General features: G+C 71.8%; 26 protein-coding genes. 13 read left to right on the top strand and 13 right to left on the bottom strand.

Translation table 11 applies throughout. The annotated features are described in order from the left end of the window. Positions 1-17 precede the first annotated feature (17 nt). The 3 genes from OHS70_RS31935 (at position 18) to OHS70_RS31925 (ending at position 4,122) form a co-directional block, all read left to right on the top strand. Positions 18-1,595, top strand: coding sequence for an alkaline phosphatase D family protein (locus OHS70_RS31935; protein ID WP_328403178.1), 1,578 nt, complete (start codon positions 18-20; stop codon positions 1,593-1,595). Positions 1,596-1,820: 225 nt separating this feature from the next. Then, the gene (locus OHS70_RS31930; protein WP_328403176.1) at positions 1,821-2,603 is read left to right on the top strand and encodes a DUF7825 domain-containing protein; all 783 of its coding nucleotides are present in this window, start codon (positions 1,821-1,823) and stop codon (positions 2,601-2,603) included. Positions 2,604-2,721: 118 nt separating this feature from the next. Continuing rightward, complete coding sequence (locus tag OHS70_RS31925) at positions 2,722-4,122, top strand: GNAT family N-acetyltransferase (RefSeq protein ID WP_328403174.1); 1,401 nt, start codon at positions 2,722-2,724, stop codon at positions 4,120-4,122. On the opposite strand, the gene OHS70_RS31920 is transcribed toward OHS70_RS31925, so the two are convergent. Next, on the bottom strand, positions 4,058-5,257 hold the full coding sequence (locus tag OHS70_RS31920; RefSeq protein WP_328403172.1) for a trans-sulfuration enzyme family protein: 1,200 nt from the start codon (positions 5,255-5,257) through the stop codon (positions 4,058-4,060). The genes OHS70_RS31925 and OHS70_RS31920 overlap by 65 nt on opposite strands. A 59-nt stretch (positions 5,258-5,316) precedes the next feature. Between OHS70_RS31920 and OHS70_RS31915 the strand changes: the two genes are divergently transcribed. The 3 genes from OHS70_RS31915 to OHS70_RS31905 all read left to right on the top strand — a co-directional run bounded on the left by OHS70_RS31915 (position 5,317) and on the right by OHS70_RS31905 (position 8,442). Then, positions 5,317-5,805 carry an Lrp/AsnC family transcriptional regulator gene (locus OHS70_RS31915; RefSeq protein WP_328403170.1) on the top strand — a complete coding sequence of 163 codons (489 nt, stop codon included), beginning with the start codon at positions 5,317-5,319 and terminating at the stop codon, positions 5,803-5,805. A 48-nt stretch (positions 5,806-5,853) separates the two neighbouring features. Beyond that, on the top strand, positions 5,854-7,536 hold the full coding sequence (locus tag OHS70_RS31910; protein WP_328403168.1) for a DUF885 domain-containing protein: 1,683 nt from the start codon (positions 5,854-5,856) through the stop codon (positions 7,534-7,536). A gap of 120 nt (positions 7,537-7,656) precedes the next feature. Then, positions 7,657-8,442, top strand: a complete 786-nt coding sequence (locus tag OHS70_RS31905; RefSeq protein ID WP_328403166.1) for an ATP-grasp domain-containing protein — start codon at positions 7,657-7,659, stop codon at positions 8,440-8,442. 72 nt (positions 8,443-8,514) lie between these two features. Here OHS70_RS31905 and OHS70_RS31900 read toward each other — a convergent pair whose 3' ends face one another. Then, the gene (locus OHS70_RS31900; protein ID WP_328403164.1) at positions 8,515-9,036 is read right to left on the bottom strand and encodes a rhodanese-like domain-containing protein; all 522 of its coding nucleotides are present in this window, start codon (positions 9,034-9,036) and stop codon (positions 8,515-8,517) included. 94 nt (positions 9,037-9,130) lie between these two features. On the opposite strand from OHS70_RS31900, the gene OHS70_RS31895 reads away from it, so the two are divergent. Beyond that, positions 9,131-9,577: an Lrp/AsnC family transcriptional regulator gene (locus tag OHS70_RS31895; RefSeq protein ID WP_328403162.1), complete on the top strand. Its 447-nt coding sequence runs from the start codon at positions 9,131-9,133 to the stop codon at positions 9,575-9,577. Between the two features lie 10 nt (positions 9,578-9,587). Here OHS70_RS31895 and OHS70_RS31890 read toward each other — a convergent pair whose 3' ends face one another. The 3 genes from OHS70_RS31890 to OHS70_RS31880 form a co-directional block, all read right to left on the bottom strand. After that, entirely contained in the window at positions 9,588-12,905 is a 3,318-nt protein-coding gene (locus OHS70_RS31890) for an AAA family ATPase (RefSeq protein ID WP_328403160.1), read from the bottom strand. Continuing rightward, positions 12,902-14,068 (bottom strand): exonuclease SbcCD subunit D, encoded by a 1,167-nt coding sequence (locus OHS70_RS31885; protein WP_328403158.1) that lies wholly within the window; start codon positions 14,066-14,068, stop codon positions 12,902-12,904. Before OHS70_RS31885 ends, OHS70_RS31890 begins: the two co-directional genes overlap by 4 nt. A 132-nt stretch (positions 14,069-14,200) precedes the next feature. Further along, complete coding sequence (locus OHS70_RS31880; RefSeq protein WP_328403156.1) at positions 14,201-14,827, bottom strand: YigZ family protein; 627 nt, start codon at positions 14,825-14,827, stop codon at positions 14,201-14,203. Positions 14,828-14,889: 62 nt separating this feature from the next. Here OHS70_RS31880 and OHS70_RS31875 point away from each other — a divergent pair, with 62 nt between their 5' ends. Further along, entirely contained in the window at positions 14,890-15,297 is a 408-nt protein-coding gene (locus OHS70_RS31875; protein ID WP_328403154.1) for a CoA-binding protein, read from the top strand. Between the two features lie 64 nt (positions 15,298-15,361). On the opposite strand, the gene OHS70_RS31870 is transcribed toward OHS70_RS31875, so the two are convergent. Continuing rightward, complete coding sequence (locus OHS70_RS31870) at positions 15,362-15,916, bottom strand: YbaK/EbsC family protein (protein WP_328403152.1); 555 nt, start codon at positions 15,914-15,916, stop codon at positions 15,362-15,364. 44 nt (positions 15,917-15,960) lie between these two features. Further along, positions 15,961-16,533: a helix-turn-helix domain-containing protein gene (locus tag OHS70_RS31865; protein ID WP_328403150.1), complete on the bottom strand. Its 573-nt coding sequence runs from the start codon at positions 16,531-16,533 to the stop codon at positions 15,961-15,963. A gap of 93 nt (positions 16,534-16,626) precedes the next feature. Between OHS70_RS31865 and OHS70_RS31860 the strand changes: the two genes are divergently transcribed. Further along, positions 16,627-17,493, top strand: a complete 867-nt coding sequence (locus OHS70_RS31860; protein WP_328403148.1) for an EamA family transporter — start codon at positions 16,627-16,629, stop codon at positions 17,491-17,493. Between the two features lies 1 nt (position 17,494). On the opposite strand, the gene OHS70_RS31855 is transcribed toward OHS70_RS31860, so the two are convergent. After that, the gene (locus tag OHS70_RS31855) at positions 17,495-18,232 is read right to left on the bottom strand and encodes an acyltransferase (RefSeq protein WP_328403146.1); all 738 of its coding nucleotides are present in this window, start codon (positions 18,230-18,232) and stop codon (positions 17,495-17,497) included. Positions 18,233-18,363: 131 nt separating this feature from the next. Here OHS70_RS31855 and OHS70_RS31850 point away from each other — a divergent pair, with 131 nt between their 5' ends. Next, positions 18,364-18,894 (top strand): gamma carbonic anhydrase family protein, encoded by a 531-nt coding sequence (locus OHS70_RS31850; protein WP_328403144.1) that lies wholly within the window; start codon positions 18,364-18,366, stop codon positions 18,892-18,894. A gap of 37 nt (positions 18,895-18,931) precedes the next feature. Here OHS70_RS31850 and OHS70_RS31845 read toward each other — a convergent pair whose 3' ends face one another. Beyond that, positions 18,932-19,597: a DedA family protein gene (locus OHS70_RS31845; RefSeq protein ID WP_328403142.1), complete on the bottom strand. Its 666-nt coding sequence runs from the start codon at positions 19,595-19,597 to the stop codon at positions 18,932-18,934. A 254-nt stretch (positions 19,598-19,851) separates the two neighbouring features. Further along, positions 19,852-20,289, bottom strand: a complete 438-nt coding sequence (locus tag OHS70_RS31840; RefSeq protein WP_328406056.1) for a DUF4442 domain-containing protein — start codon at positions 20,287-20,289, stop codon at positions 19,852-19,854. Between the two features lie 109 nt (positions 20,290-20,398). Here OHS70_RS31840 and OHS70_RS31835 point away from each other — a divergent pair, with 109 nt between their 5' ends. Continuing rightward, positions 20,399-21,421 carry a hypothetical protein gene (locus OHS70_RS31835; RefSeq protein WP_328403140.1) on the top strand — a complete coding sequence of 341 codons (1,023 nt, stop codon included), beginning with the start codon at positions 20,399-20,401 and terminating at the stop codon, positions 21,419-21,421. Between the two features lie 77 nt (positions 21,422-21,498). Here the strand turns inward: OHS70_RS31835 and OHS70_RS31830 are convergent, their stop codons facing one another. The 3 genes from OHS70_RS31830 to OHS70_RS31820 form a co-directional block, all read right to left on the bottom strand. Further along, complete coding sequence (locus tag OHS70_RS31830; protein ID WP_328403138.1) at positions 21,499-22,353, bottom strand: spermidine synthase; 855 nt, start codon at positions 22,351-22,353, stop codon at positions 21,499-21,501. A gap of 19 nt (positions 22,354-22,372) precedes the next feature. Next, positions 22,373-23,557 (bottom strand): elongation factor Tu, encoded by a 1,185-nt coding sequence (gene tuf / locus OHS70_RS31825; protein WP_328403136.1) that lies wholly within the window; start codon positions 23,555-23,557, stop codon positions 22,373-22,375. Positions 23,558-23,913: 356 nt separating this feature from the next. Further along, positions 23,914-24,612 (bottom strand): DNA alkylation repair protein, encoded by a 699-nt coding sequence (locus tag OHS70_RS31820; RefSeq protein WP_328403134.1) that lies wholly within the window; start codon positions 24,610-24,612, stop codon positions 23,914-23,916. Between the two features lie 49 nt (positions 24,613-24,661). Between OHS70_RS31820 and OHS70_RS31815 the strand changes: the two genes are divergently transcribed. Together OHS70_RS31815 and OHS70_RS31810 are read left to right on the top strand one after the other, a co-directional pair. Continuing rightward, positions 24,662-25,366, top strand: coding sequence for a TVP38/TMEM64 family protein (locus OHS70_RS31815; protein ID WP_328403132.1), 705 nt, complete (start codon positions 24,662-24,664; stop codon positions 25,364-25,366). Between the two features lie 159 nt (positions 25,367-25,525). Continuing rightward, a complete protein-coding gene (locus OHS70_RS31810) occupies positions 25,526-26,401 on the top strand; it encodes an undecaprenyl-diphosphate phosphatase (RefSeq protein WP_328403130.1) in 876 nt (291 codons plus the stop codon). Positions 26,402-26,458 lie beyond the last annotated feature (57 nt).

The raw sequence follows: 26,458 nt of genomic DNA, 5'->3' as shown, positions 1-26,458 counted from the left end.
CGCCTGGAGGCGCAGCGATGTCGCACACCCCACCGAGATCCGCCCCCGCCCGCCGCTCTGTGCTCAAGGGCACGGTCGCCGCGTCGGCCTCCCTGGCCCTGCCCACCGCGGCGGGCGCTCCCGCTCTCGCGCTGTCCGGGCGGCCGGGCGCCGCCTGGGGTGTGCAGACCGGCGATGTCACCGCGTCGTCCGGACTGGTGTGGGTGCGCTCGGACCGTCCTGCCCGGATGATCGTGGAGACCTCCGCGACGGAGTCCTTCCGGCACGCCCGCCGCTGGCGAGGCCCCCTGCTGGGTCCCGGGAGCGACTTCACCGGGACCACCGCGCTGCGCGGGCTGCCGGCCGGTGCGCAGGTGCACTACCGCGTGGTGCTCACCGACCCGGACGATCCCCGGCGCACCGGTGAACCGGTGTACGGGACGTTCCGCACCGCCCCCGCGCGACGCCGCGACGGCGTGCGGTTCCTGTGGTCGGGGGACATCGCGGGCCAGGGCTGGGGCATCAACCCGGACATCGGCGGCTTTCGCGCGTTCGAGGAGATGCGCCGCCTCGATCCGGACTTCTTCCTGTCCAGCGGCGACACCGTGTACGCGGACGGGCCCCTCGTGCCGAGCGTGACGCTGCCGGACGGGCGGGTGTGGCGCAACCTCGTGACCGAGGAGAAGTCGAAGGTCGCCGAGACGCTCGCCGAGTACCGCGGAAACTTCAGGTACAACCTGCTCGACGACAACGTCAGGCAGTTCAACGCCCAGGTGCCGACGATCGCGCAGTGGGACGACCACGAGGTCCGCAACAACTGGTACCCGGGCCAGATCCTCGACGATCCGCGGTACACGGAGAAGGATGTAGACGTGCTGGCGCGGCGCTCGATGCAGGCGTTCGGCGAGTACTTCCCCGTGGGCACCCTCTCGCCGCGCGGCAGCGAGGGCCGCATCCACCGGGTGGTGCACCACGGCCCGCTGCTCGATGTGTTCGTCCTCGACATGCGTACGTACCGCAACGCCAACTCCCCCGGGCGCCAGGCCGACGACACCGTGGGAATCCTGGGCGCGGAGCAGCTCGCCTGGCTGAAGCGGGAGCTCGCCCGCTCGCGTGCGGTGTGGAAGGTGCTCGCCTCCGACATGCCGCTCGGGCTCGTGGTGCCGGACGGCGCGGCGAACTTCGAGGCTGTGGCACAGGGCGATCCGGGTGCGCCGCTCGGCCGGGAGCTGCAGATCGCGGAGCTGCTCCGGTTCGTCAAGCACCGCAGGATCACCGGCACACTGTGGCTGACCGCCGATGTGCACTACACCTCGGCCCAGCACTACGCGCCGGAGCAGGCTGCGTTCAAGGACTTCGCACCGTTCTGGGAGTTCGTCTCGGGTCCGCTTGCGGCGGGAGGGTTCCCGGCCAATGCACTGGACGCGACGTTCGGCCCTGAGCGGGTCTTCGTGCGGGCTCCGCAGCGCGCGAATGTGTCGCCGATGGAGTCGCCGCAGTATTTCGGCGAGGTCGACATCGACGGTGACTGCGGTGAGCTGACGGTGCGGCTGCGGGCAGAAGGCGGAGCGGTGCTGTTCAGCAAGACCCTGCAGCCGGGGCGGGTGGGCCAGTAGGACGGGCTCGTCGTCTTTGCGCCGGCCCCGCGGCATTCGAGCTCCGTACGGCAGGGCCGATACGCGGGCCGGCGGAGCCCGACTGCCCCGAGCAGGTCATGCTCCGTCAGCCCCACGCCGCGCCGAGCCGATGAAGAACGGTCAGCAGCGGAACTCGGCACCAAGGAGGCGGACTGGCTTGCCAACTGGCTCACCGCGCCGGAGCCCGTACCGACCGTGCCGCGCGTGGGCATCGACGGCGGCCCGGCCTCGTCCGGGCCCGAGGACCGGCACGAGGGGGCGCGGCAGCTGATCCACGAGACCCGGGAGCGGTGGTCGGTACGCCGTGAGTTCCCGGCTTCGCTGCACTGGCTGACGTGGGCCCAGGACATCTCCCGGACCGACTGCTTCCACTGGGCCGCGGTGGATCTCCGCTGGCCGGCCGTACTGCCGCAGGACCGGGAGACGCTGGCCGCGTGGCAGCTCCGCAGTGTGCTGGCGACCGCCGTCGACGAGATGCGGGGCAATGCGTCCTGCCTGCCGCCGCTCGCCGAGGCGGAGGGCCACGCGGGACCCGCACTGCACCGGCTCCTCGCCTGCGGTCTGGGCGCCCGGCACGGCGAGGACCGGCTGTCGGCAGTGGACGCGCTGCTGGTGCTCGCCGCCCGCGGCCAGCTCGACAGCGCGCTGCTGGGGCGGGAACTCGCCGAGCTCGCACTGCAGGGCACGATCAAGCTCAACCGGCTCGCCGATGCCGCCCGAGCTGCCGCCGTCACCGGTGCGTACGCGACGACGTGGGCGGTGCTGGCGGCCCTGCTCCCGCCGCTGCTGGGCGCCGCGCCCGGGCCGCGCGGACTGGCAGGGATATTGGGCGTGGCGGCGGAGTGTACGGAGCAGTGCGGTGCGGCTGTGGCATGCGAGGCCGCGAGTGCCGGCCTGATGGACAGGCTCGCCGCACTCGCCGGGAAGCGGGCTTCTTCCGACCTCGTGCGGCAGGCCTCCCGGCTCCTGGTTGCGTTGGGTCACTGAGGCGAACGCCCCACGCCAGAAATGGCCAAAAACTGTCCATAGCAGGCCAGATACTGGCTTAACCCATCAGTCACAAAGCGTTCGTGATCACGCAACACCGCTGGGCCACAGTGAAGCCATGACAGATGTGACTTCTGGGAAGAGTGCCCGCCGTTCGCACCACTGGCGGCGGGATCTCGTCGAACTGGCCGCCATGTTCACCGCCGTCGCGGTGGCCGACGCCATCGCCAACCTCGTCGGGCACGGCCCCGACGGTCCGTTCCTGCTCGTCGCCTCCGCGGTGACGCTCGTCGCCACGGCGGCGTTCCACACGTGGTGGGCACGCCGCCACAGCCATGCGCCCCCGCCGGGGACACCGGCCGCCGGTGAACCCGGAAAGGCGGAAACCACCGGCTCCGCCCACGCATCCGCCGGCACCGGCCCGCGGGAGACCGTGCTGTGGCGCATGCGCACCACGGTGCGGGACACGCCCGGCAGTCTGGCGGCCCTGTGCACCGCGCTGGCCGGGCAGGGCGTCGACATCCTGACGCTGCAGACCCACCCGCTGGCCGACGGGACGGTGGACGAGTTCCTGCTGCGCGCCCCTGCCGGGCTCCAGGCGCCTGACCTCACCCACGGGATCGCGGAGGCCGGAGGCCGTGACACCTGGATCGAACGCGCCGATGCCCACGATCTCGTCGACACCCCCACGCGGGTCCTCGGACTCGCCACCCGCACGGCGCTGGATGCGGCAGAACTGCCGCTCGCTCTACGGCAGTTGCTCGGACGCTGCACGATACGCTCCCGCCCCGCCCTCTCCCTGACCGGCCGGCCCACTGGTGAACTGCCCCCGGTGGAGGGTGTGCTGGAGGAGACGGTGATGCATCTGCGCGACCCGAACGGCGGCGCGCTCACCGTCGAGCGACCGTATCTCCCCTTCACCCCCACCGAGTTCGCCCGGGCCCGCGCCCTGGTCGAGCTCGATGCCCGCCTGGGCCCCCGTATCCCGCGCAGCCACGATGTCCTCACCCTCCCCGAGGGCAACAAGATCATCGTGCGCCGCGCCGACCAGAGCGACGTCGAATCCGCCCTGGCCATGCACGAGCGGTGCTCCGAACGCACGCTGAGCCTGCGCTACCACGGCCCGGTCGGCGACGCCGACCGCTACCTGAACCACCTGCTCAGCCCGCGCTACGGGCGCACGCTCGCGGTCCAGACGGCGTCCGGGCAGCTGGTCGCCCTCGGCCATCTGCTCTGGGACGGCGACGAGACCGAGGTGGCGCTGCTGGTGGAGGACGCCTGGCAGCGGCGCGGTATCGGCTCCGAGCTGCTCGGCCGGCTCGTGGGACTGGCCGCCGAGGCGGCCTGCGCGAGCGTGTACGCCGTCACACAGGCATCCAACACCGGCATGGTGGCGGCCATGCGCGGTCTCGGTCTTCCGCTGGACTACCAGATAGAGGAGGGGACGATGGTGGTCACCGCACGACTCGATACGGCTCCCGCACGTCCGGCGTCCCGTTACGAGCAGATCGACCGCTGAGCGCCTCGGTCAGATCCCGCCACAGGTCCTCGACGTCCTCGAGCCCGACCGACAGGCGCAGCAGCCGGTCGCTGACTCCCGCCGAGCGCCGGTCACCCTCGGCCACGATCCGGTGGCTGATGGAGGCCGGGTGCTGGATCAGGGTGTCGACGCTGCCCAGGCTGACCGCGGGGGTGATCAGGCGGACGCCGGCGATCACGTCGTGCGGGTCCGCGTAGACCTCGAACGAGACCATCGCTCCGCCGATGCTCGGGTAGTGGACCCGGGCCACGCGGGGGTCCGTGGCCAGCCGCCGCGCCAGGTCGGCGGCGGTCGCGGACGCCGCCTTGACCCGCACGGGCAGCGTGGACAGACCGCGCAGCAGCAGATATCCGGCCATGGGATGCAGTACGCCGCCGGTCGCGAAGCGCACCTGGCGGAGCTTGCGCGCGAACTCCTCGTCACAGGCGACCACGCCGCCCATCACATCGCCGTGGCCGCCCAGGTACTTGGTGGCGCTGTGCAGGACCAGCCGGGCACCGTCCTCCACCGGGCGCTGGAGGACCGGGGTGGCGAAGGTGTTGTCCACCAGCAGCGGGACCGAGCCGCAGGCGTGCCGCACCGCCCGCAGGTCGACCTCGGCGAGCGTCGGATTGGCCGGGGTCTCCACCATCACCAGGCCGGTGTCGGGACGCAGCGCGTCGGCTATGCCGGCCGGGTCTGCCCAGGTGACCTCGGTCCCGAGCAGCCCGGCGTTCAGCAAATGGTCGCTGCAGCCGTACAACGGCCGGACGGCGACCACATGGCGCAGCCCCATGCTCGCCCGCACCATAAGCACAGCGGTCAGGGCCGCCATGCCGCTGGCGAACGCGACCGCGCTCTCGGCTCCCTCGAGCGTGGCAAGCGCAGTCTCGAACCGGGCCGTGGTGGGGTTGTCCAGCCGGGCGTAGACCGGCGGGCCCTCGAGCCTGGCGCCGGTTTCGGCGAAGGCGTCGATCCGCTCGGCCTCGGCTGCGGCGTCGTACGACGGGTAGGTCGTGGACAGATCGAGCGGCGGGGCGTGCACTCCGAGCAGGGCGAGATCCTCGCGGCCGGCGTGCACGGCGTGGGTGGCCAGGGCCCGGGGTACGGGAGTGGCCGAAGCTGCGTTCTCCATGGCCGCACTGTGAACAGCTACCGGAAAGTAACGGTCCTGCACCGTGCTACGTTCGATGAATGGCCGAATCTGTCGCACTGGACCCGGTAGATCTGCACATACTCCGCCTCCTGCAGAACGACGCCCGGACCACCTACCGGGAGCTGGCGGCCGAGGTCGGTGTGGCTCCCTCGACGTGCCTCGACCGGGTCACGCGACTGCGCCGCTCCGGCGTGATCCTGGGTCACCGGCTCGCGCTGGATCCCGCCCGGCTGGGGCGCGGACTGCAGGCGCTGCTGCTGGTACAGGTCCGGCCGCACCGGCGTGAACTGATCGGGCCGTTCGTGGAACGCATCCGCGCCCTGCCCGAGTCCCGGGCGCTGTTCCATCTGACGGGCCCCGACGACTACCTGGTCCATGTGGCCGTGCAGGATCCGGCCGATCTGCAGCGCCTGGTTCTGGACGAGTTCACCTCGCAGCGTGAAGTCGCCCGCGTGGAGACCCGGTTGATCTTCCAGCAGTGGGACTGCGGACCTCTGCTGCCTCCGGCGTCGGCGACGGTCGACTGATCCACAATCATCGTGACGTGAGGGCCCGTCTCGTATCAGGATGAGCGCATGCCAGACACTTCACGCAGCGCGCTGCCCCGTCAGGTCGCCGACGCCTACGTCGACGCATTCATCGAACTCGACCCGATCACCGGCACGTATCTGGGAGACAAGAAGAGCTCCGGCTTCCTTCCCGACTACTCGCCCGCGGGGCAGGAGGCCGTCGCCGCACTCGCCCGCGAGACACTGGCCCGCCTGGACGAGGCGGAGAAGCTCCCGGGCGCCGAGAGCGGCGTGGAAAGGCGCTGCGGCCGGCTGCTGCGCGACCGGCTCACGGCCCAGCTCGCCGTCCACGAGGCCAAGGAGGGGCTGCGGACCGTCAGCAACCTGAGTTCGCCCGCCCATGAGGTGCGCTCCGTGTTCACCGTGACGCCGACGGAGTCCGAGGAGGACTGGGCGGCCGTCGCACAACGGCTGCGGGGGGTCCCGGCGGCACTGGACGGATACCGCGCATCGCTGGCGCTTGGACTCGAGCACAAGGTGTACGCCGGCCCCCGCGCGACGAACACGGTCATCGGGCAGTTCACGGAGTGGATCGGCACGGAGCGCAACTGGTTCGAGGAGTTCGCGGCGAGCGGCCCCGACGCGCTGCGCGCCGAACTCGACGAAGCCGCCCGCATCGCGGGCGAGGGGCTCGTCGCGCTGCGCGACTGGATGCGCGACGTCTACGCCCCCGCCGTCGCCGGTGCACCCGACACGGTCGGCCGCGAGTGCTACGCCCGCTGGTCGCGTTACTACAACGGCACCGATCTGGATCTCGACGAGGCGTACGCGTACGGCTGGGCCGAGTACCACCGGCTGCTCGCCGAGATGAAGCAGGAGGCCGACAAGATCCTTCCCGGCGCGGGCCCCTGGGAGGCGCTGGCCCATCTCGACGTGCACGGCAAGCACATCGAGGGCGAGGAAGAAGTACGCGTCTGGCTCCAGAACCTGATGGACGAGGCGATCGCAGCGCTGGACGGCACGCACTTCGAACTCGCCGAGCGGGTACGGAAGGTGGAGTCACGCATCGCCCCGCCCGGCGGCGCCGCCGCCCCGTACTACACCGGCCCCTCGGAGGACTTCTCCCGCCCCGGCCGCACGTGGCTGCCGACCATGGGCGCCGACCGCTTCCCCGTGTACGACCTGGTGTCGACCTGGTACCACGAGGGCGTTCCGGGCCACCATCTGCAGATCGCGCAGTGGGCCCATGTGGCCGACCAGCTGTCCCGCTACCAGGCGACGATCGGCGGCGTCAACGCCAACGTCGAGGGCTGGGCGCTGTACGCGGAGCGGCTGATGGACGAGCTGGGCTTCCTGCCCGACCCGGAGCGCCGGCTGGGCTACCTCGACGCGCAGATGATGCGGGCGTGCCGGGTGATCGTGGACATCGGCATGCATCTGGAGCTGGAGATCCCGAAGGACTCGCCGTTCCGTCCGGGCGAGCGTTGGACGCCGGAGCTGGCCGAGGAGTTCTTCAACGCCCACAGTGGCCGGCCAGCGGATTTCGTGGAGAGCGAGCTGACGCGCTACCTGTCCCTGCCGGGGCAGGCGATCGGCTACAAGCTCGGCGAACGCGCCTGGCTGCTGGGCCGGGAGAACGCCCGCCGCGCACACGGCGAGGCGTTCGACGCGAAGGCGTGGCACATGGCGGCGCTGTCGCAGGGATCGCTGGGCCTGGACGACCTGGTCGACGAACTGTCGAAGCTGTGACGACACTCGCGGTCTGACGCCCCGGCCCGGGGGCCTCCCCGCCCCCGGGCCCGGGCCGCCGCTCCCCGCCCGCGTAATTCGGTTCCGCCGGCCCGCCCCCGTGCCTCATCGTGTCGTGTCATGCGCACCCTTCACCTCTCCCCCAGAGTCACCGCGACCGGCTCCGCCCTGGCGGCGGCAGCCGTCCGGCGCGGCATGAGCGCGCGGACGCTGCACGACTGGCGCGTGCCCGAGGAGTCGAAGGGCGCGCCGGGTGCCTCCCTGTACGCGGGGCCGCTGTTCGCGGACGCCGTGGCCGGTGAGCTGGGCCTCGGTCTGCTGGAGGCGCCCGAGGACTGGCTGGCCTCACTGCCGTACGAACTGACCCGTCGCGAGATACAGTTCACCGCCATCGCTCATGCCCGCGCCCTGCGCAGGCCCGCCTTCATCAAGCCGCCCAACGACAAGAGCTTCCCCGCCCGGGTCTACGCGGACGGCAGCGGGCTTCCGGGTCCGGACGCCGTCGACGACGACATCCGGGTCCTGGTCAGCGACATCGTGTCGTTCACGGCGGAGTACCGGCTGTTCCTGCTGGACGGCGTCGTGGTGACGGGCAGCCGCTACGCCGTGCACGGCGATCTCGATGTCGCACCGCTCGACGCGGACCCGCGCCGGAGCGAGGTACTGGAATTCGCCGCCCGGCTGGACGGCACGAGGCTGCCGAGCGCGATCGTGGTCGATGTGGGTTCCGTGGACGGCGACTGGGCCGTCGTCGAAGCCAACGCGGCCTGGGCGAGCGGCCATTACGCCTGCGACGACGACCTCGTCCTGGACGTCGTCCTGCGCGCGGCGTGCCCGGCTGCCGAGACGCTCCCGTCGGACGCGCGCTATGTGCGCCCGTGCCCCTCGGTCGTACGCCAAGGGTGACGGCGGGGCCTTCGGCGGGGACGGGTTCCCCCGGTCCGCCCGGCTTCGGCGCCGCGGCTACCGCCCCGTGGCTCAGCAGCCGCAGTCGTCCGCCGCGACGGGCGCGGTGAGCGTGTCGGTGTCCCGCCGGGTCAGGCCTTCCCAGGTCTCGTACTCGAAGCCCTCGCGGGCCCAGTACTCGAAACCGCCGAGCATCTCCTTGACCCGGAAGCCCAGTTCCGCGAGGGCGAGCGCCGCGCGGGTGGCGCCGTTGCAGCCAGGGCCCCAGCAGTAGGTGACGACCGGGACGGACCTGTCGAGCAACTGTTCGGCCTGCTCAGGGATCAGCGCGGTCGGCAGGTGGACCGCGCCGGGGACATGGCCCTGGTCCCAGGACTCGGTCGAGCGGGAGTCCAGCACGACGAATCCGGGGTCGTCGCCGGCCGCGAGGGCGTCGGCGACATCGGAGACGTCGGCGTGGAAGGCGAGGCTCGCACCGAAGTAGGCGGCCGCGACGGCCGGGGAGGCGGGCGGGACACGGAGGACGGGGTTCCCACCCAGCCTGCTCCGATGGCCCCCACTGCCCTGATCTGCGGAAATCTGCGTCGTGGTCATGACTGAGAATCTATGGCCGTTGATCGTTTCCAGGAAGTGGGATTCCACGGGACCTGACTTGATCCGCCGGTGATTCCCCTGTTGTCTCTCCGGCATGACCGGATATTCACCGGACGCCACCGACTGGCGCATCCTCCAGGCGCTCCAGGCCCAGGGCAGGGCCAGCTTCGCCGAGCTGGCGCGGGCCGTTTCGATGTCGGCGAGCGCCGTCACCGAGCGGGTGCGCCGGCTGGAGGAAGTGGGGATCATCAAGGGCTACACGGCGGTCGTCGACCACGAGCGGCTCGGTCTGCCCATCCTGGCGTTCGTACGGCTGCGCTATCCGAACGGCAACTACAAACCGTTCCACGATCTGGTGGAGACGACGCCCGAGATCCTCGAGGCGCACCATGTGACGGGCGACGACTGCTTCGTGATCAAGGTCGCCACGCGCTCCATGAACCACCTCGAGGAGGTGTCGGGGAAGATCGGCACACTCGGGTCGGTCACCACCAGCATCGTCTACTCCTCGCCGCTGCCACGCCGCGCCATCGGCCGCTGAACGGCGCGCCTCACGCGCCGCCCCCGGCCGTACGGTGCCGCACCGTCGACCCGTGCCGGTCCTTCACGACCTCCAGCTGGGTGGGGATACGGCGGCGGAGATCGGCGACATGGCTCACGATGCCGACGCTGCGGTCCCGTTCGCGCAGCGAGTCGAGCACGTCCAGCACCTCGTCGAGCGTCTGGTCGTCGAGACTGCCGAAGCCCTCGTCGATGAAGAGAGTGTCCAGCCGCACTCCCCCGGCCTCGTCGGTCACCACGTCGGCGAGGCCGAGCGCGAGGGCCAGTGACGCGAAGAACGTCTCTCCTCCGGAGAGCGTGGCGGTGTCGCGCTCGTTGCCGGTCCAGGCGTCCACGACATGCAGTCCGAGACCTGCCCGCTTGCCACCGGTGCGGGCGTCGGAGTGGACGAGCGTGTAGCGGCCGGACGACATCCGCTCCAGCCGTACGGTGGCGGCTGCCGCGACCTGTTCGAGCCGCGCGGCGAGGACATAGGACTCCAGGCGCATCTTGCGCTCGTTGTCGGCGGAGGTGCCGGCGGTCAGCCCGGCGAGGCGGGCGACACGGTCGTACTCATCGCGCAGCGGCCCGAGCCGGAGGACTTCATGCGCCGTCTCGCGGGAGAGCCGGTCCAGCTCGGCACACCGTTCCCCGGCCGCTGCGAGCCGGGAGGCGGCGTCACGCAGTCCCTGCTCGGCGGCCGCGGCGGCGGCTCGGGCGGCCTCGGGCTGCGCGGCGGGGCGCTCGGCCGCGAGGAGGGCGTCGGGCTCGGCGAGACGGTCGGCGACGGCGGCGGCCTCGGTGCGCCAGGCGTCGATCCGCCGCTGCATGTCCCGTTGTTCGGCGTCCGTGACGACGGCGTTCGCCGCGGCGCCCGGAGTGTCGAACCCTGCCTCGTACGCGACATCGGCAAGCCGGTCGTCGGCCTCCTTGAGCCGCTCCTCGGTGCCCTCCTGTGCCCGTAGGGCATCGGAGGCGGCCGCGAGCAGCCCGGCGCGGCCCTCGAGGACCGCGGCGTGAGCGGCGACGCTTCCGGCGTCGCCGCGGGCACGTGCCAACTCGGCTGCCATGGCCGTCTGTTCCTGGTCGAGGGTCTCGCGGCGTGAGGTGCGGGCGGCGATACGCCGCTCGGCCTGCTGCTGGGTGTCGACGCGCTCGCGGTGCTCACGCTCGATCCGCTCGAGCGCTTCCTGGGCAGCGTGCCTGCCGGACGCGGTGCGATGAGCCTCGGCGTGCTCCCGCTCCAGTTCCTCGACGGCGGAGCTCAGTTCGCCGACGGTCGGGTCGGCGGCGGTGTGCGCGCCGCCGTCCGCGGCCGCTGCGGCGCGGCCGTGCGTCGCGCGCCCCTCGGCGTGCGTCCCCGCCGCAACGACCTGCTCGACGGGGCCACTCGCTCCCGGTTCCCCGGCACCGCGGGGCCCCGGCACCCCGGCGCCGGGGTGCAACGGCCCGCCACGACCGCCGTCGTCCAGCAGCAGACGGGACACCGGCGCGGCGTCCGCGGCACCGACCGCTTCGCGCCCCAGGCCCGTCCCCCCGGCGGCCGGTCTCCGCCGCGCAGGTGCCGCCGCATCGACGGCTCCCGGTGCAACCCCCCGCGCGCGGGCCGCCGCGGCCGCACCTGCCTCTCGTACCACGGCCAGATCGCGAGCGGCTGCCGCCTTCGCCTCCTCCGCCCGCACACCGGCGGTGTACGCCTCGTCCTCCGCCGCGCGGTCCACATGGCCCGAGCCCGCACGGGCGGGGGCAGGATGGTCCGCCGAACCGCAGACGGCGCACGGCTCGCCCGGCACCAGCGAGGACGCCAGCTCCGCCGCGATTCCCCGCAGTCGCCGCTCCTTGAGGTCCAGCCACGCCGCCCTGGCCTCATTGGCCCCGTCGTGCAGGATGCGCAGCCGGTCCGCCGCCCGCTCGGCGCGGACCGACAGCTCATCGCGTTCACGCGCGGCGTGCAGCCGGTCGCGGGCGGGTTCGAGGCGACCCGCGAGATGTTCGGCGCGGGTCGCGGCCTCCTGAGCCGCCGCGACGCGGTCCTGGTGGCGGCGTCTCAGGCCCTCCCAGCCGGCCAGCCAGACGGACGCCTCCTGCAGGATGTCGTCGTCCGCCCGCGCCTGGCGCTCCAGATCCGCCCGCTCGCGGTCGATCTCCGCGCTGCGCTGCTCCGCCCGCCGGGCGGACTCCAGGCCGCCGAGCTCCTGGCGCAGCGCGCGCTCGCGATCCGTGAGGTGCTCGGCGCCCGCTTCGGCCAGCTCCTCGGGCAGCCCGGCCCGGGTCCGCTCGCGCTCCACGGCCGCCGCGCGGTGGGCGCGTTCGGCGTCATCGCGCAGCCGCAGCGCGGGTACGACGAGCTCCGCCTTGCGGGCCCGCTCCAGGCGTGCCACGAGCCCCTCGTGCTCACGGCGGCCTTCCTCGATCGCCTCCGCGCGCCGCCGGGCGTCCGCGTGCCGCTGCTGCAGCCGGTCCCGTTCACGCTCGTCGTCGAGAGCACGCCTGGCCGCCGCCTGCCGGCTCTCCGCGGCGGCCAGGCCGCACTCGGCCGTGCCGAGCCACTCCCTCGCGTCCACGCGGGCGATCGCCGCCCACTCCAGGACGCCCGCGGCAAGCCCCGGGTCACCGGGCTGCTGCCCAGGCAGCGGCCGGTCCCCCGCCACCGTGCCCGCGGCCTGGGCCATACGGTGGGCGAGTGCGAGCAACCGCTCGTCACCGGCCTTCACCTGGTGCTCCGCGGCGCGCCGGCGCTCGGCGAGCCGTTCTTCGACCGCCGCGAAACGCCGCGTGTCGAAGAGCCGCCCGAGGAGCCTGCCGCGCGCTTCGGCGTCCGCCCGCAGGAAGCGCGCGAAGTCGCCTTGCGGAAGCAGCACGACCTGGCAGAACTGCTCCCGGCTCATCCCCACCAGCTGGGTGATCTCCTCGCCGATCTCCTGGTGGGACTTGCTCAGGGCCTGCCACTCGCCGCTCGTGGCGTCGTACTCGCGCAGCAGGCTCTGGGCGCGCTCGGTGACGAAGCCGGTGCCGCGCGCCTTCGGGCGGGGCTGTGCGGGACGGCGCGTGAGCTCCAGCCGCCGTCCGCCGACGGTCAGTTCGAGGCACACCTCGGTGGGGGTGCCGACCGTGGCATGGTCGCTGCGCAGCACGGCGCCGGGGCTCTGCCGCGCGCCCGGCACCGCTCCGTACAGCGCGAAGCAGACCGCGTCGAGCACGGACGTCTTGCCGGCGCCGGTCGGTCCGTGGAGCAGGAAGATCCCGGCGCCGGCCAGCGCGTCGAAGTCGACTTCCTGCGTGGCGCCGAACGGTCCGAAGGCGGTGACGGTCAGTCGGTGCAGCCTCACCCGGCCACCTCGCGCACACCCGCGTCGACCCGTACGTCGTCGAAGGCGCCCCGCAGCACGGCGCGCTCGTGGTCGTCGGGCCCGGTGCCGCCGCGCACATGCGCCACGAAGTCCTCCGCGATCTGATGGTCGCTGCGGCCGCGCAGCCGCTGTGCGTAGGAAGCGAGGGTGTCCTGGTCCGCGCGCTCCGGTTCGAACACGAGGCTGAGGGTGTGCGGGAATCGTTCGGCCATGCGCGCCATGGGCTCGGCCGGACGCAGCGCGTCGGTGAGGGTCGCCTCGACGAACGACTCCTCGTGGCGGGCGAGCGCCGGGTCGGCCAGGAGGTCCTCCAGCGTGCCGCGCAGCCGGGCGAGCGGCCGGGGCCGGGGACAGTCGACACGTTCGGCGGCCAGACCGCCCCCGGCATCGAGGTCCACCAGCCACATGGTCTTGCGGTGGTGGGTCTCGGAGAAGGAGTAGGCGAGAGGTGAACCGGAGTAGCGCACGCGCTCGGTGATGGTCTGGCAGCCGTGCAGATGCCCCAGGGCCACATAGTCGACGCCGTGGAAGACCTCTGCGGGCACGGCGGCGACCCCGCCGACCGTGATGTCCCGTTCGCTGTCGCTCTCCTCACCGCCCGCCACGAAAGCATGGGCCAGCACGACGGACCGGGTGCCCGCAGGCCGGTCGGCCAGGTCCTCCCGTACGCGCTGCATCGCCGCGGCCAGCACCGTCTCGTGCCGGGCCTTGTCCGCCTTGAACTCGTCCTTGACCAGGGCCGGTTCCAGATACGGCAGCCCGTAGAAGGCGACCTCGCCGTCGGCATCGGCCAGCACCACGGGTGTGGCGCAGCCCGCCGGGTCGGTGCGCAGATGGATGCCCGCCCGCTCGATGAGTCCGGCGGCCACGCCGAGCCGGCGCGCCGAATCGTGGTTCCCGGAGATCATCACCGTGGGCACGTCCGCCGCCGCAAGCCGGTGCAGCGCCTCGTCGAACAGCTCCACGGCCGCGAGCGGCGGCACCGCTCGGTCGTACACGTCTCCTGCGACCAGCACTGCGTCCACGTCACGCTCGCGTACCGTCGCCACCAGGTGGTCGAGGAACGCGGCCTGGGCGTCGAGCATGCTCACCCGGTGGAACGACCGCCCCAGGTGCCAGTCCGACGTATGCAGGAATCTCATGATCCAGGAGCGTATCGGCGTGGTCCGACATCGCGGGCTGCTTCGCCGATCCCCGCCTTACACGCCCTCACCGCAAGCACCCCCGCCTCAAGCACCGTCGCCTCACACACCTGGACGCCGGGCATCGTCGCGTCAGGCATCTCCGTAGGCCTCGCCGCCGAGCTCGAGTCCCGCTGTCCCGGCCGTGACATCGGCCAGCCAGGCGCGGAAGGCGTCCACGTCGGAATCGGGCAGGCCGATCTCGATGGCCACCGCGTCGGCGTACCGCACCTCGCGCACCTGCCGCCCGGTCGCCCGCAGGTCGTTCTCGAGTTTCCCGGCCCGCTGGTGGTCGACCGTCACGGTGGCGAGCCGGTAGCGCTGCCGGGTGAGAGTGCCGAGCACGTCCAGAGCTTCGCCGACCGCTCCCCCGTACGCCCGGATCAACCCGCCCGCACCGAGCTTCACTCCGCCGTAGTACCGGGTGACGACAGCTACGACATAACGGACTTCACGCCTCATGAGCATCTGCAGCATCGGCACCCCCGCCGTGCCACCGGGCTCACCGTCGTCACTCGCCTTCTGCACGGCGGCACCCGCTCCGATGACGTACGCGAAGCAGTTGTGTGTGGCGGTCGGATGCTCCTTGCGGATGCGCGCGATGAACTCCTGCGCCTCCTGCTCGGTGGCGGCGGGGGCGAGCGCGCAGATGAAGCGCGATCGGTTGATCTCGGTCTCGTGGACGCCCTCGCCGGCGACCGTCCGGTACTGCTCCTGCATACGGCCACCCTATGCGGCGCCCGGAGGGGAATTCTCCGCCGGGCCGGCCCGTTCCTCCTGGCATGTACGCAGACGCAGAGACGCTCCGTAGGATCCTGACCGCCGGCGGCGACACCTGGGCCGTGGTGGGCCTGTCCAACAACGAGTCACGGGCGGCACACGGCGTGGCCGATGTGCTCCAGCGCTATGGCAAGCGCATCGTGCCGGTGCATCCGAAGGCCGAGACCGTGCACGGTGAGAAGGGGTACGCGACACTCGCCGACATCCCCTTCGACGTCGACGTGGTGGATGTCTTCGTGAACTCCGGCCTCGCCGGGGAGGTCGCCGACGAGGCCGTCGCGATCGGCGCGAAGGCGGTCTGGTTCCAGCTGGGCGTGATCGACGTGGAGGCCTACGACCGGACGCGCGCGGCCGGTCTCGACATGGTCATGGACCGCTGCCCCGCGATCGAGATCCCGCGCCTCGGCTGACCCGCCAGAGCCCCGGACCCAGCCCCGGGACCACAGCCTCGGGATCGGCCCCCGAGGCCCGGGGTCAGACGCCGAGGCCCTCGACGGCCACCGCGCCCGGCAGCCCGACGAACGCCTTGCCGGGCACGATCAACTTGCCGCGCCTGCGGCCGCTGCCGATGAGCACCCATTCCGCGTCCACCACCGCGGAGTCCACCAGCAGCGGCCAGCCGGCAGGCAGCCCGATCGGCGTGATGCCGCCGTACTCCATGCGGCTCTCGCCCGTCGCGACGTCCATGGCCGCGAACGACGCCTTCCGGACGCCGAGTTGCCGGCGTACCGCGCCGTTGACGTCGACGCGTGTGTGCGACATGACCAGGCAGGCGGCGAGCGTCGTCTCCCCGCCGCGCTTCCCCGCGACGATCACGCAGTTGGCGGACTGCTCGAGCAGTTCCCCGCCGTAGTGCTCCACGAACGCCGCCGTGTCGGCGATCTCCGGGTCGGTGTCGACGTAGATCAGCTGCTCGGCGGGGACGTCCGCGCTCCAGGCGCGCAGCGCGTCGGCGACCGGGGCCGTGAGTTCGTCGAGGCAGTCGGGAGCGGGCCTGGCATGCTCGAAGTTTCCGATGGGTGCGCGCATGAGACGCACGCTAACAGCCCGCCCCGCCCCGGCGTCGGGACACCTCAGCGCACGGGCGGCACCGAGACGGCCATCGTCATCTCGGCCGCCTCCTCGCCGTCGTTGCGGTACGCGTGCGGGACATTGGCCTCGAAGGTGGCCGAGGTTCCCGCGGGCACGGTGCAGGACTCCCCGTCGACGACGAGGGTCAGCACACCGGCGGTGACGTGCAGCAGCTCGGTGGTGCCGTCCGGGTGCGGGTCGGAGGCACTCTGGTCACCGGGCATCAGTCGCCAGGCCCACATCTCCAGTGGCCCGCCGCTCTCGCTGCCGATCAGCAGGGTGGTGTAGCTGCCGTTGGAGGTGGACCACATCCGCACGGCCTGGTCCGGCGGGACGATGCGGACCTGGGCGCCCTGCTCGTAGTCGAGGAGGGTGGTGATGCTGACACCGAGGGCGTCGGCGAGCTTCACCGTGGTGCCGACGCTCGGGTTGGTGCGCGCCTGCTCGATCTGGATGATCATGCCTCGACTGACGCCCGAGCGGGCGGCGAGGGCGTCCAGCGTGAACTTCCGCTCGCCGCGCCAGTGCTTGAGATTGCGTGCGAGCGACTGCGTGAGCTGGTCGAGGTCCGACACGTTCCGTCCAATATTCTCAATGGCAGAGTTCAATACATTGCACTATCGTGTGGTGCACCGCATCGTTCACTGCACTGTACTGCGAGGCCACCCATGACCGCACTGTTCGCCCTGGCCACCAGCCTGCTCTGGGGACTGGCCGACTTCGGGGGCGGACTACTGACGCGGCGCACGCCGGCGCTCACCGTGGTCGTCGTCTCACAGTCGATCGCCGTGCTGGTGCTCGGCACGATCGTCGTGGCCACCGGCGGATTCGCCGAGGCCGGCCCGCAGCTCTGGTACGCCGTGGCGGCGGGAGTGGTCGGCCCGGTGGCGATGCTCTGCTTCTACAAGGCGCTCGCCCTCGGTCCGATGGGTGTCGTCTCACCACTCGGCTCGCTCGGCGTCGCCGTACCGGTAGGCATCGGACTGGTCCTCGGTGAACGGCCGGGGCTGCTGCAGTTCGCCGGTATCGCGGTGGCCGTCATGGGCATCGTGCTCGCGGGCGGCCCGGAGCTTCGCGGCGCACCCGTACAGCGGCAGGCGATCATCCTGACCCTGGTGGCCGCCTTCGGGTTCGGCGCCGTACTGGCTCTGATCGCCGAGGCCTCGACCACCATCACCGGCCTGTTCCTCGCGCTGTTCGTGCAGCGCGTCACCAATGTCACCGTCGGCGGCGCGGCGTTGTACGTCTCGGTGAAACGCGGCGCCCGGGCGCTGCCCGAGGGGGGCGGCCTGCGGATGCTCCTGACCGCGCTTCCCTCGCTCGCGTTCGTCGGCCTGGCCGATGTCGCGGCGAACGGCACCTACTCCATCGCCGCACAGACCGGACCGGTCACGGTCGCCGCCGTGCTGGCCAACCTCTACCCGGTGGTCACGGTCCTCGCGGCGCTCGTGGTGCTCAAGGAGCGGCTGCGTACGGTCCAGGCTGCCGGTGCCGGACTGGCACTGGTCGGCACCGTACTGCTGGCCACGGGATAGTTCAGCTCTCCTCGAGCTCGGCGAGCGCCACCAGCTGCGCAGGGGTGACACCCTCCGGGATCGGCCGGGGCGTCGGCGTACGCAGCGGCGGCTGCCAGCCGCGTTCCTCGTCCCAGCTGCGCACCACGCGGGCGGGTGCGCCCGCGACCACCGAGTGGTCGGGGACCTCTCCCCGTACGACCGCACCCGCGGCGACCACCACATTGCGGCCCAGCCGCGCGCCGGGCAGGATCACCGCGCCGGTGCCCAGCCAGCAGCCCGGACCGATCTCGACAGGATCGGTGCGCGGCCACTGACGGCCTACGGGCTCGTGCGGGTCGTCGTAACTGTGGTTGGTCGAGGTGATGTAGACGTACGGCCCGCAGTACGTGTTGGAGCCGATGGTCACGCGAGTGTCCGCGATGACATGGCTGCCGCGCCCGAGGACCACCCCGTCGCCCAGCGTCAGGATCGGGTCGGGGCCGAGGTCCAGGCCGGGCATCATCCCGGCCGTCAGGGTCACCTGCTCGGCGATGATGCAGTGGTCGCCGAGCTCGATCCAGGCTTCGCCGAAAACGGTGCCCTGCGGAAAGGCGAGCCGGGTGCCGGGGCCGAGGCGGCGGAACCGCAGCCGCCCGGGATGCTCGGCAGTGATGGCGCCCGCCTCCTGCACCACGCGCCAGCCACGGTGGACCGCACGCGCGAGAACGCGCCGGCCCCAGGCGGCCGGCGACGAGAACGTGTTTCTGTTCTTGGGCACCCGCACACGGTAGTCGCCGCCGGCCGGCCGGCCTGGCGCCGCATGCTGTGATCTTCACCCCACCGGCCCCACCCGCCGACGGGTCGCCTACGGTGCTCGTACGCACGACCGGAGATCACCAGGGAGAAGGCATGGCGGAGCGGGCATTGATCGCAGGTGTGGGCAGCCGGAAGCCGAAGGTCGACCCGGGGTCGTTCACCGCTCCGACGTCCGTGGTGGTGGGCGATGTGACGCTGGCCGCCGGGTCGAGCGTCTGGTACCAGACGGTGCTGCGCGCCGACTGCGGTCCGATCGCGATCGGACCGGACAGCAATGTCCAGGACAACTGCACGGTGCACTCCGACCCCGGTTTCCCGGTCACGGTCGGCGCACGGGTCTCGGTCGGTCACAACGCCGTCCTGCACGGCTGCACCGTCGAGGACGACGTACTCGTCGGCATGGGCGCCACCGTCCTCAACGGCGCGCACATCGGTGCCGGTTCACTGATCGCGGCGCAGGCGCTCGTGCCCCAGGGGATGCAGGTGCCCCCCGGCTCGCTGGTCGCGGGCGTGCCCGCGAAGGTCAGGCGGGAGCTGACCGCCGAGGAGCTGGAGGGCATCAGGCTGAACGCCGCGGCGTACGTGGACCTGGCCCGGGAGCACCGCTCCGCGCAGGGGGACTGAGGCGCGGGCAGGCCGGGCGCGGGGGACCGGGCGGCCGTCAGTCGTTGGCGGTCACGGTCTCCCGCTCGGCCGCCACCGGCTGCTCGGCGGGCGTCTGCGCGGCCGCCTTCTTGGCCCGGTTCTTCAGGACCAGCATCGAGGTCACGCCGATCGCCACCGCGAGGACCAGGCCCAGCCAGGAGAACCGCTTGAGCCAGGCCTCGGCGACGATGCCGAGGGAGTAGATGACGGCCGTCGTGCCGCCGGCCCACAGGATGCCGCCGAAGACATTGGCGATGGCGAACTTCCAGTACGGCATCCGCAGCACGCCCGCGAGCGGTCCGGCGAAGATCCGCAGCAGGGCGACGAAGCGGCCGAAGAACACGGCCCACATGCCCCACTTCTCGAACGAACGCTCCGCCATGGCGATCTGCGCGTCGCCGAAGTGCTTGGGGAACTTACCGCCGAGCCAGGCGAGCAGGGGCCGGCCGCCCTTGCGGCCGATGGCGTAGCCGATCGAGTCGCCGATGATCGCGCCCGCCGAGGCGCACGCGCCCAGAACGTAGGGGTTGATCTCACCGTGCTGGGAGGCGAGCAGCGCCGAGCTGACGAGGACGATCTCACCGGGCAGCGGAATACCGAGGCTCTCGAGCCCGATCACCACGCCCACCAGCAGGTAGACACTGATCGCCGGGACGTTCTCGAGCCACTCCTGGACGTGCAAGGCCGGTTCCTCCCGAAGATCGCGTGGGCCACGGCCCGGTGTGCACCCCCGTCGGCACACGACGGGCAGCCTACCTGGTCGCACCGGCAGACGGCCGGTGCGCCGACGGCGGCACCGGCCGCCCGGGGGTGCGGGACTCGGGCCCGCACCCGCACGCCCGGGACTCGGGTCACGGCCTCTGCCGGGCCGCCCGTGACGCACGCAAGGGCCGCCCCGTCACCTCGGGGGTGTCGGGGCGGCCCGGTCCGTGTGCGTCAGGCGTTGGGGCGCAGCGTCCATACGATGGTCATTTCGCCGGTCACCGCGCCGTCCTCACGCTGGATGGCGATGTTCACCGAGAACTCGGGGCGCTCTCCGGCGTCCAGCTCCTTGACGACGTCCGCGACCGGGCGGCCGAGCGTGGCGGTGGCGGTGACGACGCCCATGGCCAGCTTCTTGTAGCCGATCTCGGCCTTGACGGCGAGCGGTACGGCGCGCGAGAGCTGGTCGCCGAAGGCGGCGAGGACGATGGCCCCGCTCGCGGACTCGGCGAGGGTGAACATCGCTCCGGCGTGCGGTCCGCCGACATGGTTGTGGAAGTCGGCCTGGTCCGGCATGCGGACGACCGCACGCTCGGCGGTCGTCTCCAGGAACTCGAGGTTGAGGGTCCGGGCCATGGGCACGGTGGCAGCGAGCATCTCGCCGACGGACATCTGATCAGCGCTCATACCGGTATGTTACCCATGAGTAGCACTCGGGGGAATCCCCCTGTTCGGGGGTGGACGTGGAGCGAGGCGGGGCGCACCTCTATCGTTACTCGCCATGTGGCCAGGAGAGCAGCCGCCCGGGGGCGAGCAGAACCCGCAGAACCAGAACCCGTACCAGCAGCAGGGGTACCAGCAGCCCAATCCGTACCAGCAGCCGGGATACCAGCAGCCCAACCCGTACCAGCAGCCGGGATACCAGCAGCCGACCGCGCCGCAGTACGCCGTGCCGGGGCAGATGCCCGGCGCGCCCCAGCCGCCGCAGAACGAGCGCAGGAAGACGACGATCGTCGCCATCGTCGCCGCAACGGCCGTGGTCGCCACCGCCGTTGTCACCGGTGTCATCGTCCTGAAGGACGACGGCAAGGGCACATCGGCCAAGGGCGGCGGTCAGCCGGCCGTGTCCACGTCGCCCTCGTCGAGCGGGGCCCCGGAGCCGGGCACGTCGCCGACCGCCAACCCGCGGGGCGGTGAGGACGAGAAGCCGACGATCGAGGGCTGGAAGGTCGTCACCAACCCCAAGCACGGTACGCAGTTCGACGTTCCGGCCGACTGGGAGGTCGCGGGGTCCGGCGTGAGCGTCGGCTTCGACGACGAGAAGAAGAACGACGGGACGCCGGCCGCCATCATGGGGGCCCCGGCGGAGTACAAGAGCAAGTGGTGCACGCTCGACACCGACAAGGACGGCCGCAAGGAGGAGTGGGACCTGGCCACGACGGGCACGAAGGGTGCCTCCGGAGCCAAGGACACCGCCGAGGCCGCTCGGGGAACGGCGTACCAGTGGGCGTGGGCGGCGTACGCCCAGACCGAGGAGGACAAGGTGAAGGTCTCCCCGGCGAAGGAGTACACCACCAAGTCCGGCCTCCAGGGCAGTGTCGCCACGGCCACGGCCAAGGGCGTCAAGAAGACGAACAAGTGCGAGACGGACGGCAAGGCGATCGCGTTCGGCTTCAAGAACGAGAAGGGCGACTTCAAGAGCTGGGTGCTCTACGCCAATGCCGGCATCCCGGACGAGGTCCCCGACGAGACCATCCAGAAGATCCTCAGCACGGTACGCGTGGTCGCCGCCGAGACGGGCTGAACCGGTCCGAGCCTCGCTCACGGCCCGCGGTGACGGAACACGATCGACTGTCCGTCACCGCGGGCCGTCGGCCTGTCTCAACCCACGCTGAACGCCCCGTCCGGCGGCTCCGGCGAGGCCACCGCGTCGTCGTCCTCGACCGCGGCCGCGTCACCGATCAGCCGCACGAGCGCACGGCCGTGCTCGACGCGCGCCGGGAAGGCGTCGGCAGCCGTACGGCGGGCCAGGGCGGAGGTGTCGAGGGGAGCCTGCGAGGCGAGCAGCACGGCATTGCCGAACCTTCTGCCCCGCAGCACCGACGGTTCCGCGATCAGTGCAAGCTCGGCGAAGACCTCGGCGAAGGTGGCCAGTTGGGAGCGGAGGAAGGTGAACGGCGCACCGTCCGCGAGATTGGCCGCATAGATGCCCGCCGGCCGCAGCACCCGCTCCGCGGCGCGCGCATAGGCCAGCGATGTGAGGTGGGCGGGGACGCGCGAGCCGCCGAAAACGTCGGCGATCAGGACGTCCGCCGAGTCCGCCGGCGCGGCCTGTGTCCAGGCCCGCGCGTCCGCCGCGTGGACGCTGATCCCCGCGTCCTCGGACAGCGGCAGCTCCTCGGTGACGAGCGCCAGCAGGCCGCGGTCCACCTCGACCACCTCCTGCCGCGAACCCGGACGTGTGGCCGCGACATAGCGCGGCAGGGTCAGCGCACCGCCCCCGAGATGCAGCACATCGAGCGGGGCGCCCTCCTCGGCCGCGACGTCGAGGACATGGGCGAGCCTGCGCGCGTACTCGAACTCGAGGTGCGTGGGCTCGTCCAGGTCGACGTACGACTGCGGGGCGCCGTCGACGGTCAGCAGCCAGGCCCGTTCCCGGTCCACGTCGGGCATGAGCTTGGCGGTGCCGCCGTCGACGGCCCGCAGGACGGGGATCTGCTCGTTCACCCGTCCCATTCTGCCTGCCGGCCGGGCCTCAGAGCAGGCCGGTGACCGTCCCCGCCCCGACCGTGCGCCCGCCCTCGCGGACGGCGAAACCGAGACCCGGCTCCAGCGGTACGTCACGGCCGAGTTCGACGGTCAGCGTGACCGTGTCACCGGGCCGGGCCACCGCCGTCGCGCCGAGGTCGATGTCACCGACGACGTCCGCGGTGCGGATGTAGAACTGTGGCCGGTAGCCGGTGGAGACCGGGGTCGTCCGGCCGCCCTCCCGCGCCGAGAGCACATAGACCTGCGCCGTGAAGCGCCGGCTGGGCACCACACTGCCGGGGGCCGCCACCACATGCCCGCGGCGTACCGCGTCACGCGGCATCCCGCGCAGCAGCAGCGCGACGTTGTCCCCGGCCTCGGCGGACTCCATGGGCTTGCCGAACGTCTCCAGTCCGGTGACGACGGTCGTCTGCGGACCACCGTCCGCGCCGAGCACCTCCACCCGGTCGCCGACCCGCACGATGCCCCGCTCGACGGCACCGGTGACCACCGTGCCGCGACCGGTGATGGTGAGCACGTTCTCCACCGGCAGCAGGAAGGGGGCCTGCGTGTACCTGACCGGCATCGGCACATAGGTGTCCACGGCGTCGAGCAGCGCCTCCATCGCCGCGGTCCAGCGCGGGTCGCCCTCCAGCGCCCTGAGCCCCGACACCCTCACCACGGGTGCGGCGTCGCCACCGTACCCGTGGGCGGTGAGCAGCTCGCGGACCTCGAGCTCGACCAGGTCGGTGAGCTCGTCGTCGCCGGCGTCGGCCTTGTTCAGGGCGACGACGATGTGGTCGACGCCCACCTGGCGGGCGAGCAGGACATGCTCGGCGGTCTGCGGCATGACGCCGTCGAGCGCGGATACGACGAGGATCGCTCCGTCGAGCTGGGCCGCGCCCGTGACCATGTTCTTGACGTAGTCGGCGTGACCCGGCATGTCCACGTGGGCGTAGTGACGCGTCTCGGTCTCGTACTCGACGTGCGCGATGTTGATGGTGATGCCCCGCGCGGCCTCCTCCGGCGCCCGGTCGATGCGGTCGAAGGAGACGTACGAGGTGCCGCTGCCGGCGCGCTCGCTGAGGACTTTGGTGATGGCGGCGGTCAGGGTGGTCTTGCCGTGGTCGACATGGCCCATGGTGCCGATGTTCAGGTGCGGCTTGGTGCGCACGTATGCCGTCTTGGGCATGGCTGGGACGGTTCCTTCCCGGAACTCGAAGCGTGAGGTGGACCCCTGGGCCGTGCCGACCCTCCCCCTGCGGGGTCCGCCGGACTGTCCGGGAAGGGTCAGCTTCGGGCGCCGCCGAAGGGCGCTGCGGCGACGGCGGCCGCGGCATCGGATGCTGCGGCGACGCATGCTGCGGCAAGGGCTGCCACGGCAGCGCCTGTCGCGGCCGTGGCGGGGAAAGCGGCAGCCTTCGGCGCGTCCGCGACTGCGGACGGCGCTGCGGGGAAGGCGTACCGGAACATGCCGCCCAGCTTCGCCTACGGCCCTGCCGCCGTCGAATGGTTTTCCCGGTACGGGAGTTCAGGCGGTCGCACCGGTCACAGGTTCTTGAGCGCTTCCCGGACCGACAGCGGAGCGAGCCGGTCCCGCGCGCCCTCGACGAACTCCCGTACCGCGTCCGGGTCGGTCTTCGCGTACTCGCGCAGAGCCCAGCCGATCGCTTTGCGGATGAAGAAGTCGGGATGTCCGGCGCAGCGCAGGCAGTAGCCGAAGAGCCGTTCCGCGTCGGTCGTCTCCCTGCGGCGCAACTGGTGCAGGAGTGCCGTCCTCGCGACCCACAGGTTCTCGTCGTCGATCCAGGCGTCCATCTCGGCCGTCAGCGTGGAGTCCGCCGCCACCAGCGGGCCGACGACATGCGCGGCAAGGATGTCGACGGTGTCCCACCAGGGCACCGTTTCGACGAGATGGCGGATCACGGGCAGAAAGCCGGACGAGCAGCGGCCGACATGGCGGCGCAGATAGTCGGCCGCGAAGTAGCGGTACTCGCGCTCCGGCAGTTCCCAGCAGCGCAGGGCGATCGCGGCGCAGTCCGCCTCGGCGGGCCGCCCGGTGCCGTCGAGGACCGTACGGGACAGGGCACGGCGCTCGGGGGTCGGGATGCCGAGGAAGGGGGCGACGCCTTTCATGTACGCGGCGGCCTGCGCGGCCCTGGCCGCGTCCGCCCCGGTGGGGTACACGGCGGTGAGCCGGTCCATGACGGTGTCGGCGAGATCGCTGCGCGGGACGGCATACGTCATAGGGCTCACATTACGGCGATCACACCTGCCCTTCGGTTAGTCTCCCCGGATGCTCGACCCCGTCCCCAGGCCCGCATCCGGTCTCGCCCTGCGCTGCTCCAGGGCGCTGCTGTCGCCGTGGTCCCGCCTGTCGCTGCTCGTTGCGGTGCTGGCCGCCGCGGCGGTGACGGTGCTGACGTACGAGCCGCAGCGTCTGCTCTCGGGAGGCTGGCCGCCCCAGTTGAGCGGTCCGGCGGCAGTGGTGCTGTTCGGTGTGGGATACGGCGTGTGCACGGCGGCCTTCGTGCCGCGGCCGCTGCTGAACCTGGCGGCGGGCGCGTTGTTCGGCTCGCAGGCCGGCCTGGTAGCGGCGCTGGCAGGGACCGTACTGGGAGCTGGTATCGCCTTCACGCTGGGCAGGGTGCTGGGGCAGGAGGCCCTGCGGCCGCTGCTGCGGGGGCGCTGGCTGAAGGCGGCGGACGGGCAGCTGAGCCGCCACGGATTCCGTTCGATGCTGGCCGTGCGGCTGTTCCCGGGCATCCCGTTCGCCGCGGCCAACTACTGCGCCGCGGTGTCACGCATGGGTTATCTGCCCTTCCTGCTCGCGACGGCCATCGGTTCCGTCCCCAACACCGCGGCCTACGTCATGGCCGGCAGCAGCGCCGCTTCCCCGACATCGCCGGTCTTCCTCGCCTCGATGGGCTTCATCGCGCTGTCCGCTGCCGGCGCGGCCGTCGTCGCGTGGCGCAAACGCCACTGTCTGCGCAAGGCCTGACGCCGGCTGCGGATCCTGTAGGACCTACGGAAAAGCGGGTTGTCCACAACCCGCACGAATGCCGGACAGCCGTTGACGCTACGCTGCCACGCGACGGCCGCATGATCGCGGCCCCACCCGTACGTTCCGACCTGACCAGCGCTTGGACGGCTTTGCTTCATGTCGTGGTTCGAATCATTCATCCTCGGGCTCGTCCAGGGGCTGACGGAGTTCCTGCCCATCTCGTCGAGTGCGCATCTGCGCCTCACGGCGGCCTTCGCAGGCTGGCAGGACCCGGGCGCGGCCTTCACCGCGATCACCCAGATCGGTACGGAGACGGCCGTGCTGATCTACTTCCGCAAGGACATCGCCAGGATCCTCTCGGCGTGGTTCCGCTCGCTCACCGACAAGGAGATGCGCAGGGACCACGACGCGCAGATGGGCTGGCTGGTGATCATCGGCTCGATCCCGATCGGTGTGCTCGGCGTCACGCTCAAGGATCAGATCGAGGGCCCCTTCCGCGATCTGCGGCTGATCGCCACGACGCTGATCGTCATGGGCATCGTGCTCGGCATCGCAGACCGGCTGGCCGCGCGTGACGAGGACGGCGGCAAGCACCGCGCGGTCCGGGAGCGCAAGACCCTCCAGGAGCTGACGGTCGGGGACGGCCTGATCTACGGCCTCTGCCAGGCGATGGCGCTGATCCCCGGAGTGTCGCGGTCGGGCGCGACGATCAGCGGCGGTCTGCTGATGGGCTACACCCGCGAGGCGGCGGCGCGTTACTCGTTCCTGCTCGCCATCCCTGCCGTACTGGCCTCCGGGCTCTTCGAGCTCAAGGACGCGGGCGAGGGCGGCCATGTGTCGTGGGGGCCGACCATCTTCGCGACGGTCATCGCCTTCGGCGTCGGCTACGCGGTGATCGCCTGGTTCATGAAATACATCACTACGAAGAGCTTCATGCCGTTCGTGATCTACCGCGTACTCCTCGGTATCGCGCTGTTCGTGCTGGTCGGCACGGACGTACTGAGCCCGCACGCGGGTGAGTCGGGTCACTGACCCCCGCCAGGCGGCGGCCGGGCGGTGGAGACCACTGTCGGTGCGAGCCCGTAGCCT

The sequence above is a fragment of the Streptomyces sp. NBC_00390 genome (assembly GCF_036057275.1).
Lineage (GTDB): Bacteria > Actinomycetota > Actinomycetes > Streptomycetales > Streptomycetaceae > Streptomyces.
This window is presented reverse-complemented; position numbering and strand designations above follow the sequence as displayed.

Bases quoted from the DNA above. Each gene is read 5' to 3' on its own strand.
- OHS70_RS31935 (WP_328403178.1), top strand. From the start codon at position 18: ATGTCGCACACCCCACCGAGATCCGCCCCCGCCCGCCGCTCTGTGCTC.
- OHS70_RS31925 (WP_328403174.1), top strand. From the start codon at position 2,722: ATGACAGATGTGACTTCTGGGAAGAGTGCCCGCCGTTCGCACCACTGG.
- OHS70_RS31920 (WP_328403172.1), bottom strand. From the start codon at position 5,257: ATGGAGAACGCAGCTTCGGCCACTCCCGTACCCCGGGCCCTGGCCACC.
- OHS70_RS31915 (WP_328403170.1), top strand. From the start codon at position 5,317: ATGGCCGAATCTGTCGCACTGGACCCGGTAGATCTGCACATACTCCGC.
- OHS70_RS31910 (WP_328403168.1), top strand. From the start codon at position 5,854: ATGCCAGACACTTCACGCAGCGCGCTGCCCCGTCAGGTCGCCGACGCC.
- OHS70_RS31905 (WP_328403166.1), top strand. From the start codon at position 7,657: ATGCGCACCCTTCACCTCTCCCCCAGAGTCACCGCGACCGGCTCCGCC.
- OHS70_RS31900 (WP_328403164.1), bottom strand. From the start codon at position 9,036: ATGACCACGACGCAGATTTCCGCAGATCAGGGCAGTGGGGGCCATCGG.
- OHS70_RS31895 (WP_328403162.1), top strand. From the start codon at position 9,131: ATGACCGGATATTCACCGGACGCCACCGACTGGCGCATCCTCCAGGCG.
- OHS70_RS31885 (WP_328403158.1), bottom strand. From the start codon at position 14,068: ATGAGATTCCTGCATACGTCGGACTGGCACCTGGGGCGGTCGTTCCAC.
- OHS70_RS31880 (WP_328403156.1), bottom strand. From the start codon at position 14,827: ATGCAGGAGCAGTACCGGACGGTCGCCGGCGAGGGCGTCCACGAGACC.
- OHS70_RS31875 (WP_328403154.1), top strand. From the start codon at position 14,890: ATGTACGCAGACGCAGAGACGCTCCGTAGGATCCTGACCGCCGGCGGC.
- OHS70_RS31870 (WP_328403152.1), bottom strand. From the start codon at position 15,916: ATGCGCGCACCCATCGGAAACTTCGAGCATGCCAGGCCCGCTCCCGAC.
- OHS70_RS31860 (WP_328403148.1), top strand. From the start codon at position 16,627: ATGACCGCACTGTTCGCCCTGGCCACCAGCCTGCTCTGGGGACTGGCC.
- OHS70_RS31850 (WP_328403144.1), top strand. From the start codon at position 18,364: ATGGCGGAGCGGGCATTGATCGCAGGTGTGGGCAGCCGGAAGCCGAAG.
- OHS70_RS31840 (WP_328406056.1), bottom strand. From the start codon at position 20,289: ATGTCCGTCGGCGAGATGCTCGCTGCCACCGTGCCCATGGCCCGGACC.
- OHS70_RS31835 (WP_328403140.1), top strand. From the start codon at position 20,399: ATGTGGCCAGGAGAGCAGCCGCCCGGGGGCGAGCAGAACCCGCAGAAC.
- OHS70_RS31830 (WP_328403138.1), bottom strand. From the start codon at position 22,353: ATGGGACGGGTGAACGAGCAGATCCCCGTCCTGCGGGCCGTCGACGGC.
- tuf (WP_328403136.1), bottom strand. From the start codon at position 23,557: ATGCCCAAGACGGCATACGTGCGCACCAAGCCGCACCTGAACATCGGC.
- OHS70_RS31820 (WP_328403134.1), bottom strand. From the start codon at position 24,612: ATGACGTATGCCGTCCCGCGCAGCGATCTCGCCGACACCGTCATGGAC.
- OHS70_RS31815 (WP_328403132.1), top strand. From the start codon at position 24,662: ATGCTCGACCCCGTCCCCAGGCCCGCATCCGGTCTCGCCCTGCGCTGC.
- OHS70_RS31810 (WP_328403130.1), top strand. From the start codon at position 25,526: ATGTCGTGGTTCGAATCATTCATCCTCGGGCTCGTCCAGGGGCTGACG.